Below are 15,503 nucleotides of genomic sequence, written 5' to 3'. Positions count from 1 at the left end.
GCGGCGGCCGGTTCGCCGCTAGGGTGCTCGGTCGATGGGAGCGCTCCCACAACCCCGTCGCCGATCGTCCGCCCGTCCCCCCGCCGAGTGGAGACCCCATGGCATCCCGCATCGTCCGCAGCGCGCTCGTCCTCGCCGCCGTCACCGCCGTGACCGCGACGGCCGCCGCCCCGGCCGGCCACGAAGGACACGGCAGGGGGCGCCACGACACGTGCCGTCCCACCGCCGCCCTCCTGTTCTGCGAAAACTTCGACGACCTGCCGCGCGGCGGGGCCGCGAGCCTGGACTGGGGTGTCGACACCGAGCACGGCACCCTCACCGTCGAGCGCGGGCGCGGCGGTGACCAGGTCCTCCGCGTCCACACCGAGGGCAACAGCCACGCGTTCCTCGAGGTCGACGGCTTCAGCGCGCCCGGCAACAGCTTCTGGGGCCGCCTGCGCGTCCGCGTCGACGCCTTCCCGACCGCGCCCGACTGGGCGCACTTCACCCTCGTCGAGGCCACGGGACGGGGCGACGGCAGCGTCGTGCGGCCCCTCGGTGGCCAGTGGGTGCCGACCGTCGGCGAGGACGGCGCGGCCCTGTGGGGCGTCGGCTCGGACGGCGGCCCCACGGGCGACTGGACCGACTGGCGCGAATCCGCGCCCGCCGAGGCGGGGGAGTGGACCTGCGTCGAGTGGCGGCAGGACGCCGCCGACAACGAGGTGCGGGTGTGGTTCGACGGAGCGCCGCAGCCCGACCTCACCGTCAGCACCGACCGGCACGGCGGCGAGCAGGTGGACTTCGTGTTCCCCGAGTTCGACACCGTGCGCATCGGGTGGCAGCTCTACCAGCAGGACCCCGACCCAGCGGCGTACGACATCCGGTACGACGACATCGCGCTGAGCACCGAACGCCTGGGCTGCTGACGCGCCGGGGGCCGTGTCACCCGCCCGTGAGCTCCGCGAGGCAGTCGCGGGCGGTGCTGTCCCCCTCGTCCGCCATGCGGCGCAGCTCGGCCAGGTCGCCGCGCTCGACGGCGAGTTCGGCGAGGCAGTCGCGGGCGGTGGCGCTGCCCTCGTCGGCGAAGCGGCGCAGTTCGGCCGTGTCACCGCGCTCGGCGGCGAGTTCGATCAGTTCGTCCAGCGCGTCCGGGTCGCCCCTCCGGGCGCGTTCCCCGAGTCCGTCGAGATGCGGATCGGCCATGGCGGGTGTCCCTCCTCGTGGCCCGTCCCGGACCGGCGGCCCGGCGTACGGGGGTGGTCGTGCGTCAGTCGCCGGGGCCGGGCAGGTCGCCCGAGGCGCGCAGCGCGTCCCGGTGGGCGTGCCACTCCTCCAGCAGGACGGGCAGGCGGTCCGCCAGGAAGTCCGCGAGGGCGACCATCTCGGCGAGCGGTGCCCTGCGCCGCGGTGGGGCGTCGGCGAGCAGCGCGAGGCCCTCGCGGAACAGCGCGGCGTGTTCCCGGTGCGCGGTCGCGTCGAAGTTCTGCGGCTGCCGGCCCACCGGTCCGAGGCCGACACGGTCCACGCGTTCGCCGGCGGCGCGGGTGCGGCGTGCCATCCCGTGCCCCTCCAGCAGCTTGACGGCGCCGGTGACGGCGCTCCTGCTCGCCAGCAGGGCTTCCCCCAGCTCGTCGATCGTCTGCTGCGGCGGGTCGCACACGAAGAGGTAGCCCAGCAGGCGCCCCGCCATGGGCGGGAAGCCGTGGCGGCGTGCGTAGAAACGGCCGACGTGGTCGGCGAAGAGGACCTGCGCGTCATGGGGCACGGCCGACAGCGTAGCGAAGATGGCTGGGATGACACATATTTCTGTCATCCGAGTTCCCGGTGGGGTGTTCGCATCGGTCGGTGTCTGTGTGGTTGACCCGGGCCTGGTGTGCGCGCTTGTGTGGCTCTGAGCCCGAACAGGGCGCCCCGGGCTCCCGTGCCGCCGGCCGCCCGGTCGTAAGCTGGCGAACGGACCACCCGCGTCGAACCGTTCACCGGCCGCCGTGCCGGTGCCGGACCACCGGGCGGTCCGGCGATCCGGCACCGTCCCCGACCACCGATCCCCGACCCGACGGAGCAGCCGCATGACCGATCCGACCTCGCCGGCCGGCACCGTGCCCGCCGACACGACGCCCGACGAACTCGACGCGATACTCGCGTCCGCCGCGTCCGCCGCGTCCGCGTGGGGGCAGACGCCCCCGCGGGAGCGCGCCCGCGCGCTGCGCGCCGTCGCCGACGCGCTCGACGCCAGCGCAGCCGACCTCCTGCCCCTGGCGGCCGAGGAGAGCCACCTGCCCGACGGGCGGCTCACCGGCGAGCTGAAGCGCACCACGTTCCAGCTCCGCCTGTTCGGCGAGGTGCTGGAGGACGGCGCGTTCCTCGACGCCCGCGTGGACCACGCCGACCCGCAGTGGCCGATGGGCGCGCCGCGTCCGGACCTGCGCCGCGTGCTGGAGCCGATCGGTCCGGTCCTCAACTTCGCCGCGAGCAACTTCCCGTTCGCCTTCAGCGTCGCCGGCGGGGACAGCGCCGCCGCCCTCGCGGCCGGCTGCCCGCTGATCGTGAAGGCGCACCCGGGCCACCCGCGCCTGTCCGCGCTGACGGCCGAGGTGGTCACCGGCGCGCTGCGCGCGGCGGGGGCGCCCGAAGGCGTCTTTGCGCTGATCCACGGGGTGGAGTCCGGGGTGGCGGCCCTGCGCGACCCCCGGGTGAAGGCCGCCGCCTTCACCGGGTCGATCCCGGGCGGGCGGGCGCTGTTCGACATCGCGGTCTCGCGGCCGGAACCGATCCCGTTCTACGGCGAACTCGGCTCGGTCAACCCCACCTTCGTCACCGAACGGGCCGCCGCCGCGCGCGCGTCGCAGATCGCGGAGGGCTTCCTCGGCTCGGTCTCGCTGGGCAGCGGGCAGTTCTGCACCAAGCCGGGCGTCCTTGCCGTGCCCGCGGGCTCGACCCTGCTGGACGACCTGCGCCTCGCCGCGCGGCCCGCCGCCGCGCCCATGCTCAACGAGCGCATCCAGTCGGCCTATCTGACCGCCCTGGACACACTGGCGTCGCACGACGCCGTCAGCCCGGTCACCATGGACGACACCTCCCTCGCCGACCCGCCGGCCCCCACGCTGCTCACGGCGTCGATCGAGGACGTGCTCGCCGACCCCGGACCGCTGCTCGCCGAGTGCTTCGGGCCGGCGGCCCTCGTCGTCACCTACTCCGACGAGGAGCAGCTCCTCACGCTCGCCGCCGCCATCGAGGGCCAGCTCACGGCCACCGTCGTCGGCGAGGAGGACGACGCGATCGCGCCCCGGCTGGTGCGCGCGCTGGCCGCGCGGGCCGGCCGCGTCCTGTGGAACCAGTGGCCGACCGGCGTGTCCGTGACCTACGCCCAGCAGCACGGCGGCCCCTACCCGGCGACGACCGCACCCACCGGCACCTCGGTCGGGACGGCGGCCATCGAGCGCTTCCTGCGCCCCGTGGCCTACCAGGGGATGCCGGACCACCTGCTGCCCACCGCGCTGCGCGAGGCCAACCCGGACAACCTGCCGCGTCTGGTGGACGGCAAGCAGGCCTGAGCGGGTCCGCCCCGCCGCACCGACGACCGCCCCGCCGCCCCTTCCCCCTGAGCGGCCGGGGCGGTCTCTGTGTCCCGGCCTGCCCGAACGTGTGCGCGGATGGCGGGACATGTCGTCCGATCCGTGCAACCGAACGGTTCTCCCGGCAGTCTCCACCAGGGCGCGGGAGGGGAGCGGAGGGCCTGGACGGGGGGTCGGGCCCTCCCCGCTCGCTCCCCTCCCGCCGCTCCGGGACCGGCGGCCCGCTGTCGGTCCCGGGGGATACCGTCGGGACATGTCGCACAGCGCCGTGGTCGAAGGAGTCCTCGAACGCATCACGTACGCCAACGAGGACAACGGCTGGACGGTCGCCCGCGTCGACACCGGGCGCGGCTCGGGGGACCTGCTCACGGTCGTCGGCGCGCTGCTCGGCGCGCAGGTGGGGGAGTCCCTGCGCATGACGGGCCGCTGGGGCTCGCACCCCCAGTACGGGCGGCAGTTCACCGTCGAGAACTACACGACCGTCCTCCCCGCGACCGTGCAGGGCATCCGCCGCTACCTCGGCTCGGGGCTGATCAAGGGCATCGGCCCGCGGACCGCCGAGCGGATCGTGGACCACTTCGGCACCGACACCCTCGACATCATCGAGACGGACGTGCGGCGGCTCATCGAGGTGCCGGGGCTCGGGCCGAAGCGGACGGCGTCCATCGCCGCCGCCTGGGAGGAGCAGAAGGCCATCAAGGAGGTCATGGTCTTCCTCCAGGGCGTCGAGGTGTCCACATCCATCGCGGTCCGCATCTACAAGAAGTACGGCGACGCGTCGATCTCCGTCGTGAAGAACCAGCCGTACCGCCTGGCCGCCGACGTGTGGGGCATCGGCTTCCTCACGGCCGACCGCATCGCCCGCGCGGTCGGCATACCGCAGGACAGCCCCGACCGGGTGCGCGCCGGGCTCGCGTACGCGCTGTCCCAGGCCGCCGACCAGGGGAACTGCTACCTCCCCGAGGAGCGGCTCATCGCGGACGCCGTGCAGCTCCTGCAGGTCGACACCGGGCTCGTCATCGACTGCCTCGGTGAGCTGGCCGCCGATCCGGAGGGCGTCGTCCGCGAGGCCGTCCCCGACCCGGCGGGCGACGGGCCGCACACGGCCGTCTACCTGGTGCCGTTCCACCGGGCCGAGGTGTCGCTCGCCGCGCAGGTACGGCGGCTGCTGCGGGCCGAGGACGACCGGCTGGCGGCGTTCGCCTCCGTCGCGTGGGACCGGGCGCTCGCCTGGCTCGGCGGGCGGACGGGGGCCTCCCTCGCGCCCGAGCAGGAGCAGGCCGTGCGCCTGGCCCTGACCGAGAAGGTCGCGGTCCTGACCGGCGGCCCCGGCTGCGGCAAGTCGTTCACCGTGCGGTCGGTGGTCGAGCTGGCCCGCGCCAAGGGCGCCAGGGTGCTGCTGGCCGCGCCCACCGGCCGGGCGGCGAAGCGGCTCGCCGAGCTGACCGGCGCCGAGGCGTCCACCGTCCACCGGCTGCTCGAGCTGAAGCCGGGCGGGGACGCGGCGTACGACCGGGACCGGCCGCTGGACGCCGACCTGATCGTGGTGGACGAGGCGTCCATGCTCGATCTCCTCCTCGCCAACAAGCTGGTGAAGGCGGTCCCGCCGGGCGCCCACCTGCTGCTCGTCGGCGACGTGGACCAACTCCCCTCGGTGGGGGCGGGCGAGGTGCTGCGCGACCTGCTGGCGCCGGGCTCCCCGGTGCCCGCCGTGCGGCTGACGCGGATCTTCCGGCAGGCGCAGCGGTCCGGCGTCGTCACCAACGCGCACCGTGTCAACCGGGGGGAGTTCCCCGTGACGGAGGGGATGAACGACTTCTTCCTGTTCGCCGCCGAGGACACGGAGGAGGCGGGGCGGCTCGCGGTGGACGTGGCGGCGCGGCGGGTGCCCGCCAGGTTCGGCCTCGACCCGCGCCGCGACATCCAGGTGCTCACCCCCATGCACCGCGGCCCGGCCGGCGCCGGCGCGCTGAACGCGCTGCTCCAGCAGGAGATCACCCCGGCGCGGCCCGGTCTCGCGGAGAAGCGGTTCGGCGGGCGGGTCTTCCGGGTCGGCGACAAGGTCACCCAGATCAGGAACAACTACGAGAAGGGCGCCGCCGGCGTCTTCAACGGCACGGTCGGCGTGGTCACCGCGCTCGACCCGGACGAGCAGCGCCTCACCGTCCGCACGGACGAGGACGAGGACATCCCCTACGACTTCGCCGAGCTGGACGAGCTGGCGCACGCGTACGCCGTCACGATCCACCGCTCGCAGGGGAGCGAGTACCCGTGCGTGGTGGTTCCGGTCACGACGAGCGCCTGGATGATGCTCCAGCGCAACCTGCTGTACACGGCGGTGACCCGCGCGAAGAAGCTCGTGGTGCTCGTCGGGTCACGGAGAGCGCTGGGGCAAGCGGTGCGGGTCGTCTCGACCGGCCGCCGCTGCACGGCCCTGGACGCGCGGCTGGCCGGTGCGGTGGCGCGCCCGGAACGTCCGTGATTTTCCGGTTCTCGCGGCACGCCGTGCCAGAAATTTGCCGCATGGCCGACCCCGAGTGCACATCTTGGCGCCAGATGGGGGACAGTGGAGGCAGTCAGGGCACCTCGAAGAAGAGGCACTACGTCGGTGAGGGAAGACGTGAGCGAAAACCGCAACAGCGCCAGCGCAGACAATGCAGTAGTAGTGCGGTACGGGGACGACGAGTACCGCTACCCGGTGATCGACAGCTCGGTCGGCGACAAGGGCTTCGACATCGCCAAGCTGCGTGCCCAGACCGGTCTGGTGACCCTGGACTCCGGCTTCGGCAACACCTCGACCGCCAAATCGGCGATCACCTACCTCGACGGCGAGAAAGGCATCCTCCGCTACCGCGGGTATCCGATCGAGCAGCTCGCCGAGCGGGGATCGTTCCTGGAGACGGCCTACCTCCTCATCAACGGCGAGCTCCCGACCGCGGACGAGCTGGCCGCCTTCAGCCGGGAGATCTCGCAGCACACCCTGCTGCACGAGGACGTGAAGCGGTTCTTCGACGGCTTCCCGACCGACGCGCACCCGATGGCCATGCTGACCTCGGTCGTCAGCGCGCTGTCCACCTTCTACCAGGACAGCCACAACCCGTTCGACGAGCGGCAGCGCTACATCTCCACGATCCGGCTGCTCGCCAAGCTGCCGACGATCGCGGCGTACGCGTTCAAGAAGGCCGTGGGGCACCCGGTCGTCTATCCGCGCAACGACCTCGGGTACGTGGAGAACTTCCTCCGCATGACGTTCGCCGTCCCGGCCGAGGAGTACCAGCTCGACCCGGTCGTGGTGAGCGCGCTCGAGAAGCTGCTCATCCTGCACGCCGACCACGAGCAGAACTGTTCCACCTCCACCGTGCGGCTCGTCGGCTCCTCCCAGGCGAACCTGTTCGTCTCCATCTCCGCCGGCATCAACGCGCTGTGGGGTCCGCTGCACGGCGGGGCCAACGCGGCCGTGCTGGAGATGCTGGAGCGGATCCAGGCCGAGGGCGGGGACGTCGACTCGTTCATCCGCCGTGTGAAGAACAAGGAGCAGGGCGTCCGCCTGATGGGCTTCGGCCACCGGGTGTACAAGAGCTTCGACCCCCGCGCGAAGATCATCAAGACGGCCGCGCACGACGTGCTCTCGGCGCTCGGCAAGTCCGACGAGCTGCTCGACATCGCGCTGCGCCTCGAGGAGCGCGCCCTCAGCGACGACTACTTCGTCTCGCGCAACCTCTACCCGAACGTCGACTTCTACACGGGTCTGATCTACCGGGCCATGGGCTTCCCGACCAGCATGTTCACCGTGCTGTTCGCGCTCGGCCGGCTGCCCGGCTGGATCGCCCAGTGGCACGAGATGATCACCGACCCGACCACCCGGATCGGCCGCCCGCGGCAGATCTACACGGGCGTCGTCGAGCGCGACTGGGTGCCGGTGGAGGAGCGCTGAACATGTGACTCAGGTCACATCATCAGGTGTGCAACCTTCGAAGAAGTTGTGGGTCTAACCGGTCAGTGTTGGCGCGGGTTCGGCTGGACCCACGCCGGCGGCCGTCCGGCCCGGGGTCCCGTGGGGGGACGCTCTGAGCGGACGGCAGGAAGCGCCCCGTCCCGGGCCCTGTGGGGGGACCCGAGTGCGGGGCGCTTCTCATGTCTGCCTTCGGCCGGCCCCCTGGTCAGGCGCGTCCGACCAGCTCGTACCCCGCCTCGTCCACGGCGGCGCGCACGGCGTCGTCGTTCAGCGGCTCGTCCGCCGTCACGGTGACCAGGCCCGTGGCGGCCGTGGCCCTGACCTCGCGCACCCCCGGCAGCGCGGACACCTCGGTGGAGACACTTCCTTCACAGTGTCCACAGCTCATCCCGGAGACCTTGTAGGTGACGGTGCTCATCCTGTCCTCAATCCCTTCACTCCCGGTTCCCCCGACGCGCTGATTCTATACCCCCGAGGGGTATGACGCGGGAGGGTCGCTGTGCGGACCGCACGCAAAACGCGCCGGTGCCTTGGAGGATGCGCGGTGGACCGCCCCGATCGGCCCCCCGGACAGTGGGACGAGGGGTTACCCCGAGGCCGTTCGGGGGTGGCCCCGGGGAGTCCCTAGGGGGCGTCCCGGCAACGTCCCGGGTAGTGAAGAAATGATGTTCCGCACGCCGCGTGTCATGTGTCAGCTTTTGCTGACAGGTTGGCCGGCGGGGAGACCCGCCGTGAGGAAACGGACGCCCCCATGGACAGCGCACTGTGGATGTACGTGCTGCTTGCCCTGACCACCGCACCCCCGCTGGTGCCCAACGCAGCGCTCATCGCCTCGGCCGGCGCCCTCGCGCAGGCGGGCGACATGAGCCTGCCCCTCGTCCTGCTGGTCGTCGCCGGCAGTGCCCTCGCGGGTGACGCCCTCATCTACGGCTGCGGCGTCCTCGGCAGCCGCCGAGCCCTGCGCTGGCTCTCCCGGACGCCCCGCCGCAGCGCCGCCCTCCACTGGACGGCCTCCCGGATGCGCGCGCACGGGCTCCCGTTCGTCATCGGCGTGCGCTTCGTCCCCAGCGGCCGTGTGGTCGGCGCCCTGACCGCAGCCGTCGTCGGCTACCCCGCCCGCCGCTACCTCCTCGGCGCCGGCATCGCCGAGCTGATCTGGGCCTCCTACAGCGTCGGCATCGGGTACTGGGGCGGAGCCGCGCTCGGCGGTGCCTGGCCGTCGCTCTTCATCGGCACCGGCGTCTCCCTCGTCGTCGCCGTCGTCGCCCAGGCCCTCAGCCGGTGCGGCGGGGACAAGCCGGACGGCCGCGGGAGCACGCCGCCCCGCCGCCCCGTCCCTACGCCCTTCGTCCCCGACGCCCCGGGCGGCGCGTGACCCACTCCCGGATCGTGTCCGGGTGCCAGAGCGGCCGACCGCGGTCGACCGCGTCGGGCGGCGGGAGCAGCCCGTGCTTGCGGTAGGAGCGCACGGTGTCGGGCTGCACCCGGATGTGGGCGGCGATCTCCTTGTAGGACCACAGCCCGTCCTGACGCTGCGACATCTCCCGCTCCTCCCGGTGCCACCGGACCCGCCCGGCCGGCGCCGGACCTGACGCCACGTCAGCGCCCGTCCCGAGAACGAGACGCGGCCGGGCCGGTCAGGGTCTGTCGGACGGCCGTGACGCCCGGACCGCGCAACGGTGACAACCGTTGCGGTGCCGTGACACGGGCGGTACCGCACACCCCGTCAGCCGCCCGACGGGAAGACCGGATCGACACCCCCGGCCGCCGGCCCCGGCCACCGGCTCGTCACCACCTTGCCGCGCGTGCAGAACCGCACGCCGTCCTCGCCGTACACGTGGTGGTCGCCGAACAGCGAGTCCTTCCAGCCGCCGAACGAGTGGTGCGCCACCGGCACCGGGATCGGCACGTTCACGCCCACCATCCCCGCCGTCACCTCCAGCTGGAACCGCCGCGCCAGCCCGCCGTCCCGCGTGAAGACGGCGGCGCCGTTCCCCCACCGCGACGCGTTGACCAGCGCGACGGCCTCCTCGTACGACGCGGCCCGCACCACGCACAGCACCGGGCCGAAGATCTCGTCCCGGTACGCGTCCATCCCCGGTGTCACCCGGTCGAGCAGCGAGGCGCCGAGGTAGAAGCCCCCCTCGTACCCCGGGACCCGGCACCCCGTGCCGTCGACCACGACCTCCGCCCCCTGAGCCCGCGCGCCCCGCACGTACGACGCGACGGTGTCCCGGTGCTGCGCCGTGATCAGCGGCCCCATCGCGGAGGCCGGGTCGTGCCCGGGACCCACCCGCACGGCCCGCGCCCGCTCCGCGATCCGCGCCACGAGACCGTCGGCGGCGTCGCCCACCGCCACCACCACGGACACGGCCATGCACCGCTCACCGGCCGAGCCGAACGCCGCGCCCACCGCGCCGTCGGCGGCCAGGTCGAGATCGGCGTCGGGCAGCACCACCATGTGGTTCTTCGCGCCGCCGAGCGCCTGCACCCGCTTGCCGTACGCCGTCGCCGCGCGGTGCACCGCCTCTGCCACCGGCGTCGAGCCGACGAAGCTCACCGCCGCGACGTCCGGGTGCGCGAGCAGCCGGTCCACGGCCTCGCTGCCGCCGTTGACCACACCGAGGACCCCGGGCGGGAAGCCCGCCTCGGCGGCCAGTTCGGCGAGCCGCAGCGCGGCCGACGGCGCCTTCTCGCTCGGCTTGAGGACGAACGCGTTCCCGCACGCCACGGCCAGCGGGAACATCCACAGCGGCACCATCGCCGGGAAGTTGAACGGCGTGATGCCGGCCACCACCCCGAGCGGCTGCCGCAGCGACACCACGTCCACCCCCGACGAGACCTCCGTCGAGACGCGGCCCGCCAGCTCCCGCTGGACCCCGCACGCCAGCTCGACGACGTCGAGGCCGCGCGCCACCTCGCCCAGCGCGTCGGCGTGGATCTTCCCGTGCTCGGCCGTCACGATCCGCGCCAGCTCGTCGCGCCGCGCGTGCAGCAGCTCCCGGTACGCGAACAGCAGCGCCGTCCGTCTGGCGAGGGACACCGCGGCCCACGGCCGGGCCGCCTCCCGCGCCGCCGCCACCGCCGTGTCGACCTCGGCGGCGGACGCCAGCGCGACCCGCCCGGTGAGCTCCCCGGTCGCCGGGTCGTGCACCGGACCCCAGCGGCCCGACGCGCCCGGCACCTGCCGGTTGCCCACGAAGTGCCCGATCGACCTCATGTCCGCACCCTCCTCACAGGCGATGGCGCCGTCCCGCCGCGCGGCGCTCGTACTCCGCGCGGGCCTCCCGCGCCGCCGCGCGCGACGACGTACCGGCGACCGGTACGTCCCACCACGCCTGCGGCGGCGGACCGGACGGCGCGGGATCGGTCTCCACGTACACGCACACCGGCCGCGGCTCGGCCCGTGCCTCGGCGAGCGCCGACCGCAGCTCGCCCCAGGTCGCCGCCGTGATGACCCGCAGGCCGAGGGAAGCGGCGTTCGCCGCCAGGTCGACCGGCAGCGGCGCGCCGGTGTACGAGCCGTCCGGCGCGCGGTACCGGTAGGCCGTGCCGAAGCGCTCGGCGCCGGTCTGCTCCGACAGCCCGCCGATGGAGGCGTAGCCGTGGTTGTCCACGATCAGCAGCTTGAGCGGCACGCCCTCCTGGACGGCCGTCACCAGCTCGGTGGGGTTCATCAGGTAGGTGCCGTCCCCGACGAGCGCCCACACGGGCCGCCCCGGCACGGCGAGCGCGACGCCGATCGCGGCGGGGATCTCGTAGCCCATGCAGGAGTAGCCGTACTCGACGTGGTACTGGCGCGGCGACCGCGCGTGCCAGAAGCGGTGCAGGTCGCCCGGCAGGGACCCGGCGGCGTTGATCACCACGTCGGTGTCGCCCACGACCTCCTCCAGTGCGCCGAGGACCTGGGGCTGGGTGGGACGTGCCGCCGGGTCGGCGGGGCGCAGGACGGCGGCGGTGGCGCGCTCCCAGGCCGCCTTGGCCGCCGTGTACTCGGCGCGGTAGGCGTCGTCGACGCGGTGGCCGCTCAGGGCGGCGACGAGGGCGGCGAGCCCGGCGCGGGCGTCGGCGACCAGCGGCAGCCCGGCCATCTTGTGGGCGTCGTCGGGGGAGAGGGAGAGGGTGGCGAACCGCACCCCCGGCCGGGTGAACAGCGTGCCGGAGGCCGTCGTGAAGTCGGTCCAGCGGGTCCCGACGCCGATGACCAGGTCGGCGTCGCGCGCCAGGTCGTCGGCGACGGCGGTCCCGGTGTGGCCGATGCCGCCGACGTCGCACGGGTGGTCGTGCCGCAGGGAGCCCTTGCCCGCCTGGGTGGACGCGACCGGGATGCCGGTGGCGTCGGCGAGTTCGCGCAGGGCCTCCTCGGCGCGGCTGTGGTGCACGCCGCCGCCGGCGACCAGCAGGGGGCGGCGCGCGGTGCGGACGGCGTCGGCGACGCGGGACAGCGCGGTCGCGTCGGGGGCGGGCCTGGGGACCGGCCAGACCCGTTCGGCGAAGAACGCGGCCGGCCAGTCGTACGCCTCCGCCTGGACGTCCTGCGGCAGGGCGAGGGTCACCGCGCCGGTGCGGACCGGGTCGGCGAGGGCGCGCATCGCGGCCAGGGCGGCCGGGACCAGCGCCTCGGGCCGGTGCACGCGGTCGAACCAGCGGCTGACCGGCCGCAGCGCGTCGTTCACCGACACGTCGCCCGCGCCCGGGTGTTCGAGCTGCTGGAGGACGGGGTCGGCGGGCCGGCCGGCGAAGGTGTCACCGGGCAGCAGGAGGACCGGCAGCCGGTTGACGGTGGCGAGGGCCGCGCCGGTCACGAGGTTGGTCGCGCCGGGGCCGATGGACGTGGTGACGGCCTGCGCGGAGAGCCGGTCGTTCTGGCGGGCGAACGCGGTGGCCGCGTGGACCATGGCCTGTTCGCTGCGGCCCTGGTGGAAGGGGAGCGGCGCGTCGGGTCCGTACCCCTGCTCCACGAGGGCCTGGCCGATGCCCGCGACGTTGCCGTGGCCGAAGATGCCCCAGCAGGCGTCCACGAGCCGGTGCCGTACGCCGTCGCGTTCCGTGTACTGGACGGCGAGGAAGCGGACGAGGGCCTGGGCGACGGTGAGGCGGTGCGTGGTCACCGGGAAGCCTCCTCGGAGCCGGCCCGCCGGGCCAGCGGGAGTCTCGGATCGACGGGGGTGCCCGGCCAGGTGGTGCGCAGCCAGGCGTGGTCCGGGTGGTCGCGGATCAGCCACGCCCGGTCGGGGTCGGGTCCCGCCATGACGTTGAGGTAGTAGAGGGTGTGCCCCGGCGGGGCGATCGAGGGTCCGTGCCAGCCGTCGGGGATGAGGACGGCGTCGCCGTCGCGGACCTCGGTCAGCACATCGGTCGTACGGTCCGGCCCCGAGGGGGAGACGCGCTGGAATCCGGCCGCAGCGGCCGGAGCGTCGGCGGGGGGACGTACGCCGGGCTCCGGGGCGATCTCGTAGTAGTAGATCTCCTCAAGGCACGACTCCTCGCCCGGCCGTGACTCGTCGTGCTTGTGCGGCGGGTACGACGACCAGTTGCCGCCGGGGGTGTACACCTCGACGGCGATCAGGCGGTCGGCGTCGAACACGTCGGCGGCGGCGAAATTGTGCACCTGGCGCGAACACGTCCCCGCGCCGCGCAGCTCGACCGGCACGCCGCCGGCCGGCCCGTACCGCGCGGGCAGGCGCCGTGCGCAGCGCGCCCCGGCCAGCGCGAAGCGGCCGCCGCCCGCCGAGGCGACCGTCACCCGGGCGGTGTCGCGCGGCACGTACGCGAAGTCGCTGACGCCGGCGAACACGTCGGCACGCCCGGTCAGCTCGATGATCGCCTCGTCCGCCGTCACCGTCGCGCCGCCCGCGAGCGGCAGGACGATCCACTCGCTGTCGCCGGCCGCGAAGGTGTGGCCGCCGCCCGGCGGCAGGGTGAGCACGCGCAGCGACGCGTACGACCACCCGGCGCGGTCGGGCGAGACGTGCAGGTCGTACGGGCCGGACGCGGCGGATCCGGCGGGCAGGTGCAGTCGGGGTTCCACGGTGGTGCGGTCCTTCCCCCTCGGCGGGCGGTCAACGGGTGGGCGGGGTGACGGGCGGGCGTACGGCGGGGGCTCACAGCAGCGCGGCGGCGCGCGCCACGGCGCCCGCCACGTCGCCGTCGGGCGGGTAGAGCAGGGCGCGGCCGGCGACCAGGCCCCGGACGCCGGGCAGCCGCAGCGCGGTGCGCCAGCGCTCCCAGACGTCCCCCGTGCCGCCGGGGCCGACGCGCGCGTCGCCGCCGAGGAGGACGGTGGGCAGGGTGGTGGCGGCCATGACACGTTCCATCGCGGCGGGATCGTCGGGCACGGGCACCTTCAGCCAGGTGTACGCCGAGGTGCCGCCGAGCCCCGACGCGATGGCGAGGGACGCGGCGACGGCCCGCGGACCCAGATCGGCCACCGGCCGCCCGGCCGCGTCGCGCCGGCACAGGAACGGCTCGACGAACACCGGCAGCCGGTGCCGCGCGCAGTCGTCCACGGCGCGGGCGGCGGACGCGGCCGTCGTGAGGGACCCGGCGTCCGACAGGTCGACGCGCAGCAGCAGTTTCCCGGCGTCGAAGCGGAGCCGCGCGATGTCCTCGGCGCGGGCGCCGGTGAACCGGTCGTCCAGCTCGAACGCGGCGCCCGCGAGGCCGCCCCGGTTCATCGACGCGAGGGCGAGCCGGTCCTCCAGGGCGCCGAGCAGCAGCAGGTCCTCCAGGGTGTCGGCGGTGGCGAGCACGCCGTCGACGCCGGGCTGCGCGAGGGCGGTGAGGAGGCGTTCCAGCAGGTCGTGCCGGTCCGCCATGGCAGTGGGGAGGCCGCCGGCGGCGAACGCTCCCCGCGCCGGGTGGTCGGCGGCGACGATCAGCAGCCGGTCCCGGGTGCCCAGCAGCGGGCGGCGGGTGCGCAGCGCGGCGGCATCGGCGATCGCCTCCGGATGCCGGGCGCGCAGGAGCGGAAGGTCGGCGACGGACCCGGCGCGTGGAGGGCGGGCGGGGGAGGGGGTCATGACAGCAGCGCCTCCACCTCGTGCGGGTACGGCATGGCGGACGAACAGGCGAGGCGGCCCGCGACCAGGGCGCCGGCGGCGTTCGCGTACCGGACGGTCCGCTCCGTGTCCCACCCGGCCAGCAGCCCGTGGCACAGCGCGCCGCCGAACGCGTCGCCCGCGCCGAGGCCGTTCACCACGTCCACGGGGTGGGCCGGCACGTCGGCGGCCGTGCCGTCGCGGCGCATCGCGAGCACGCCCGCGGGGCCGCGTTTGACGACGGCGAGGTCGACCCCGGCGTCGATGAGCGCCCGCGCGCAGGCGTACGGCTCGCGCTCGCCGGTGGCGACGGCGCACTCCTCCGTGTTCCCGACCGCGACCGTGGCGTGCGCGAGGGCCGCGCGGTAGTGGGGGCGCGCGGCGGCGGGGTCGCCGCCCGCCCAGAACATGGGCCGCCAGTCCAGGTCGAGCACGGTCGCCACCCGTCCGGGGCCGCGGGCGGCGAGTGCGGCGAGGGTGGCGGCACGGCTCGGTTCCTCGCACAGGCCCGTGCCGGTCGCCCAGAACACGCCGGCCGCGGCGATCGCCGTCATGTCGAGGTCCCCGGCGCGGAGTTCGAGGTCGGGGGCCTTCGGATAGCGGTAGAAGTACAGCGGGAAGTCGTCGGGCGGGAACAGCTCGCAGAACGTGACGGGCGTCGGCAGGTCCGGCACGTCCGTCACCCACCGGTCGTCCACGCCGAACGCGCGCAGCGCCTCGCGGCAGTAGGCGCCGAACGGGTCGCGTCCGGTCCGGGTGATCACGGCGGCCGACCGGCCGAGCCGCGCCGCCGCGACCGCCACGTTCGTCGCCGACCCGCCGAGGAACCTGCGGAACGTCTCCACCCGCGCGAGGGGCACACCCGACTGCTGCGGGTAGATGTCGACACCGATGCGCCCCATGGTGATGACGTCCATCGCCGCCCCTCCGCTCGTCCGCCGCCCGGGATCTCCC

At 74.5% G+C, this 15,503-nt stretch carries 14 protein-coding genes; 5 read left to right on the top strand and 9 right to left on the bottom strand.

Going from position 1 to position 15,503, the window contains the following annotated elements; all coding sequences use genetic code 11:
• Positions 1 to 98 precede the first annotated feature (98 nt).
• Positions 99 to 905 (top strand): hypothetical protein, encoded by an 807-nt coding sequence (locus EMA09_RS09380; protein WP_129840611.1) that lies wholly within the window; start codon positions 99 to 101, stop codon positions 903 to 905.
• A gap of 16 nt (positions 906 to 921) precedes the next feature.
• On the opposite strand, the gene EMA09_RS09375 is transcribed toward EMA09_RS09380, so the two are convergent.
• A complete protein-coding gene (locus tag EMA09_RS09375) occupies positions 922 to 1,182 on the bottom strand; it encodes a hypothetical protein (protein WP_129840610.1) in 261 nt (86 codons plus the stop codon).
• Between the two features lie 64 nt (positions 1,183 to 1,246).
• The gene (locus EMA09_RS09370) at positions 1,247 to 1,744 is read right to left on the bottom strand and encodes a MarR family transcriptional regulator (RefSeq protein ID WP_129840609.1); all 498 of its coding nucleotides are present in this window, start codon (positions 1,742 to 1,744) and stop codon (positions 1,247 to 1,249) included.
• Positions 1,745 to 2,048: 304 nt separating this feature from the next.
• On the opposite strand from EMA09_RS09370, the gene EMA09_RS09365 reads away from it, so the two are divergent.
• The 3 genes from EMA09_RS09365 (at position 2,049) to EMA09_RS09355 (ending at position 7,488) form a co-directional block, all read left to right on the top strand.
• Positions 2,049 to 3,533, top strand: coding sequence for an aldehyde dehydrogenase (NADP(+)) (locus EMA09_RS09365; RefSeq protein ID WP_129840608.1), 1,485 nt, complete (start codon positions 2,049 to 2,051; stop codon positions 3,531 to 3,533).
• Positions 3,534 to 3,807: 274 nt separating this feature from the next.
• Positions 3,808 to 6,036: an ATP-dependent RecD-like DNA helicase gene (locus tag EMA09_RS09360; protein WP_129840607.1), complete on the top strand. Its 2,229-nt coding sequence runs from the start codon at positions 3,808 to 3,810 to the stop codon at positions 6,034 to 6,036.
• A gap of 138 nt (positions 6,037 to 6,174) precedes the next feature.
• A complete protein-coding gene (locus EMA09_RS09355; protein ID WP_240796323.1) occupies positions 6,175 to 7,488 on the top strand; it encodes a citrate synthase in 1,314 nt (437 codons plus the stop codon).
• Positions 7,489 to 7,714: 226 nt separating this feature from the next.
• On the opposite strand, the gene EMA09_RS09350 is transcribed toward EMA09_RS09355, so the two are convergent.
• Positions 7,715 to 7,927 carry a heavy-metal-associated domain-containing protein gene (locus EMA09_RS09350; RefSeq protein ID WP_129840605.1) on the bottom strand — a complete coding sequence of 71 codons (213 nt, stop codon included), beginning with the start codon at positions 7,925 to 7,927 and terminating at the stop codon, positions 7,715 to 7,717.
• A 333-nt stretch (positions 7,928 to 8,260) separates the two neighbouring features.
• Between EMA09_RS09350 and EMA09_RS09345 the strand changes: the two genes are divergently transcribed.
• The gene (locus EMA09_RS09345) at positions 8,261 to 8,884 is read left to right on the top strand and encodes a VTT domain-containing protein (RefSeq protein WP_129840604.1); all 624 of its coding nucleotides are present in this window, start codon (positions 8,261 to 8,263) and stop codon (positions 8,882 to 8,884) included.
• Here the strand turns inward: EMA09_RS09345 and EMA09_RS09340 are convergent.
• The 6 genes from EMA09_RS09340 to iolC all read right to left on the bottom strand — a co-directional run bounded on the left by EMA09_RS09340 (position 8,847) and on the right by iolC (position 15,466).
• A complete protein-coding gene (locus EMA09_RS09340) occupies positions 8,847 to 9,050 on the bottom strand; it encodes a MerR family transcriptional regulator (RefSeq protein ID WP_129840603.1) in 204 nt (67 codons plus the stop codon). The two genes, EMA09_RS09345 and EMA09_RS09340, sit on opposite strands and share 38 nt — an antisense overlap.
• Before the next feature lie 185 nt (positions 9,051 to 9,235).
• A complete protein-coding gene (locus EMA09_RS09335; RefSeq protein WP_129840602.1) occupies positions 9,236 to 10,729 on the bottom strand; it encodes a CoA-acylating methylmalonate-semialdehyde dehydrogenase in 1,494 nt (497 codons plus the stop codon).
• A gap of 13 nt (positions 10,730 to 10,742) precedes the next feature.
• Entirely contained in the window at positions 10,743 to 12,620 is a 1,878-nt protein-coding gene (gene iolD / locus EMA09_RS09330) for a 3D-(3,5/4)-trihydroxycyclohexane-1,2-dione acylhydrolase (decyclizing) (RefSeq protein ID WP_129840601.1), read from the bottom strand.
• Entirely contained in the window at positions 12,617 to 13,540 is a 924-nt protein-coding gene (iolB, locus tag EMA09_RS09325; protein ID WP_206305926.1) for a 5-deoxy-glucuronate isomerase, read from the bottom strand. The genes iolD and iolB overlap by 4 nt, the downstream gene beginning before the upstream one ends.
• Before the next feature lie 73 nt (positions 13,541 to 13,613).
• Complete coding sequence (locus tag EMA09_RS09320) at positions 13,614 to 14,531, bottom strand: deoxyribose-phosphate aldolase (protein ID WP_129840600.1); 918 nt, start codon at positions 14,529 to 14,531, stop codon at positions 13,614 to 13,616.
• Positions 14,528 to 15,466, bottom strand: a complete 939-nt coding sequence (gene iolC, locus EMA09_RS09315) for a 5-dehydro-2-deoxygluconokinase (RefSeq protein WP_129840599.1) — start codon at positions 15,464 to 15,466, stop codon at positions 14,528 to 14,530. The genes EMA09_RS09320 and iolC overlap by 4 nt, the downstream gene beginning before the upstream one ends.
• Positions 15,467 to 15,503 lie beyond the last annotated feature (37 nt).

Origin of the sequence: Streptomyces sp. RFCAC02 (genome assembly GCF_004193175.1) — a bacterium.
Lineage (GTDB): Bacteria > Actinomycetota > Actinomycetes > Streptomycetales > Streptomycetaceae > Streptomyces.
This window is presented reverse-complemented; position numbering and strand designations above follow the sequence as displayed.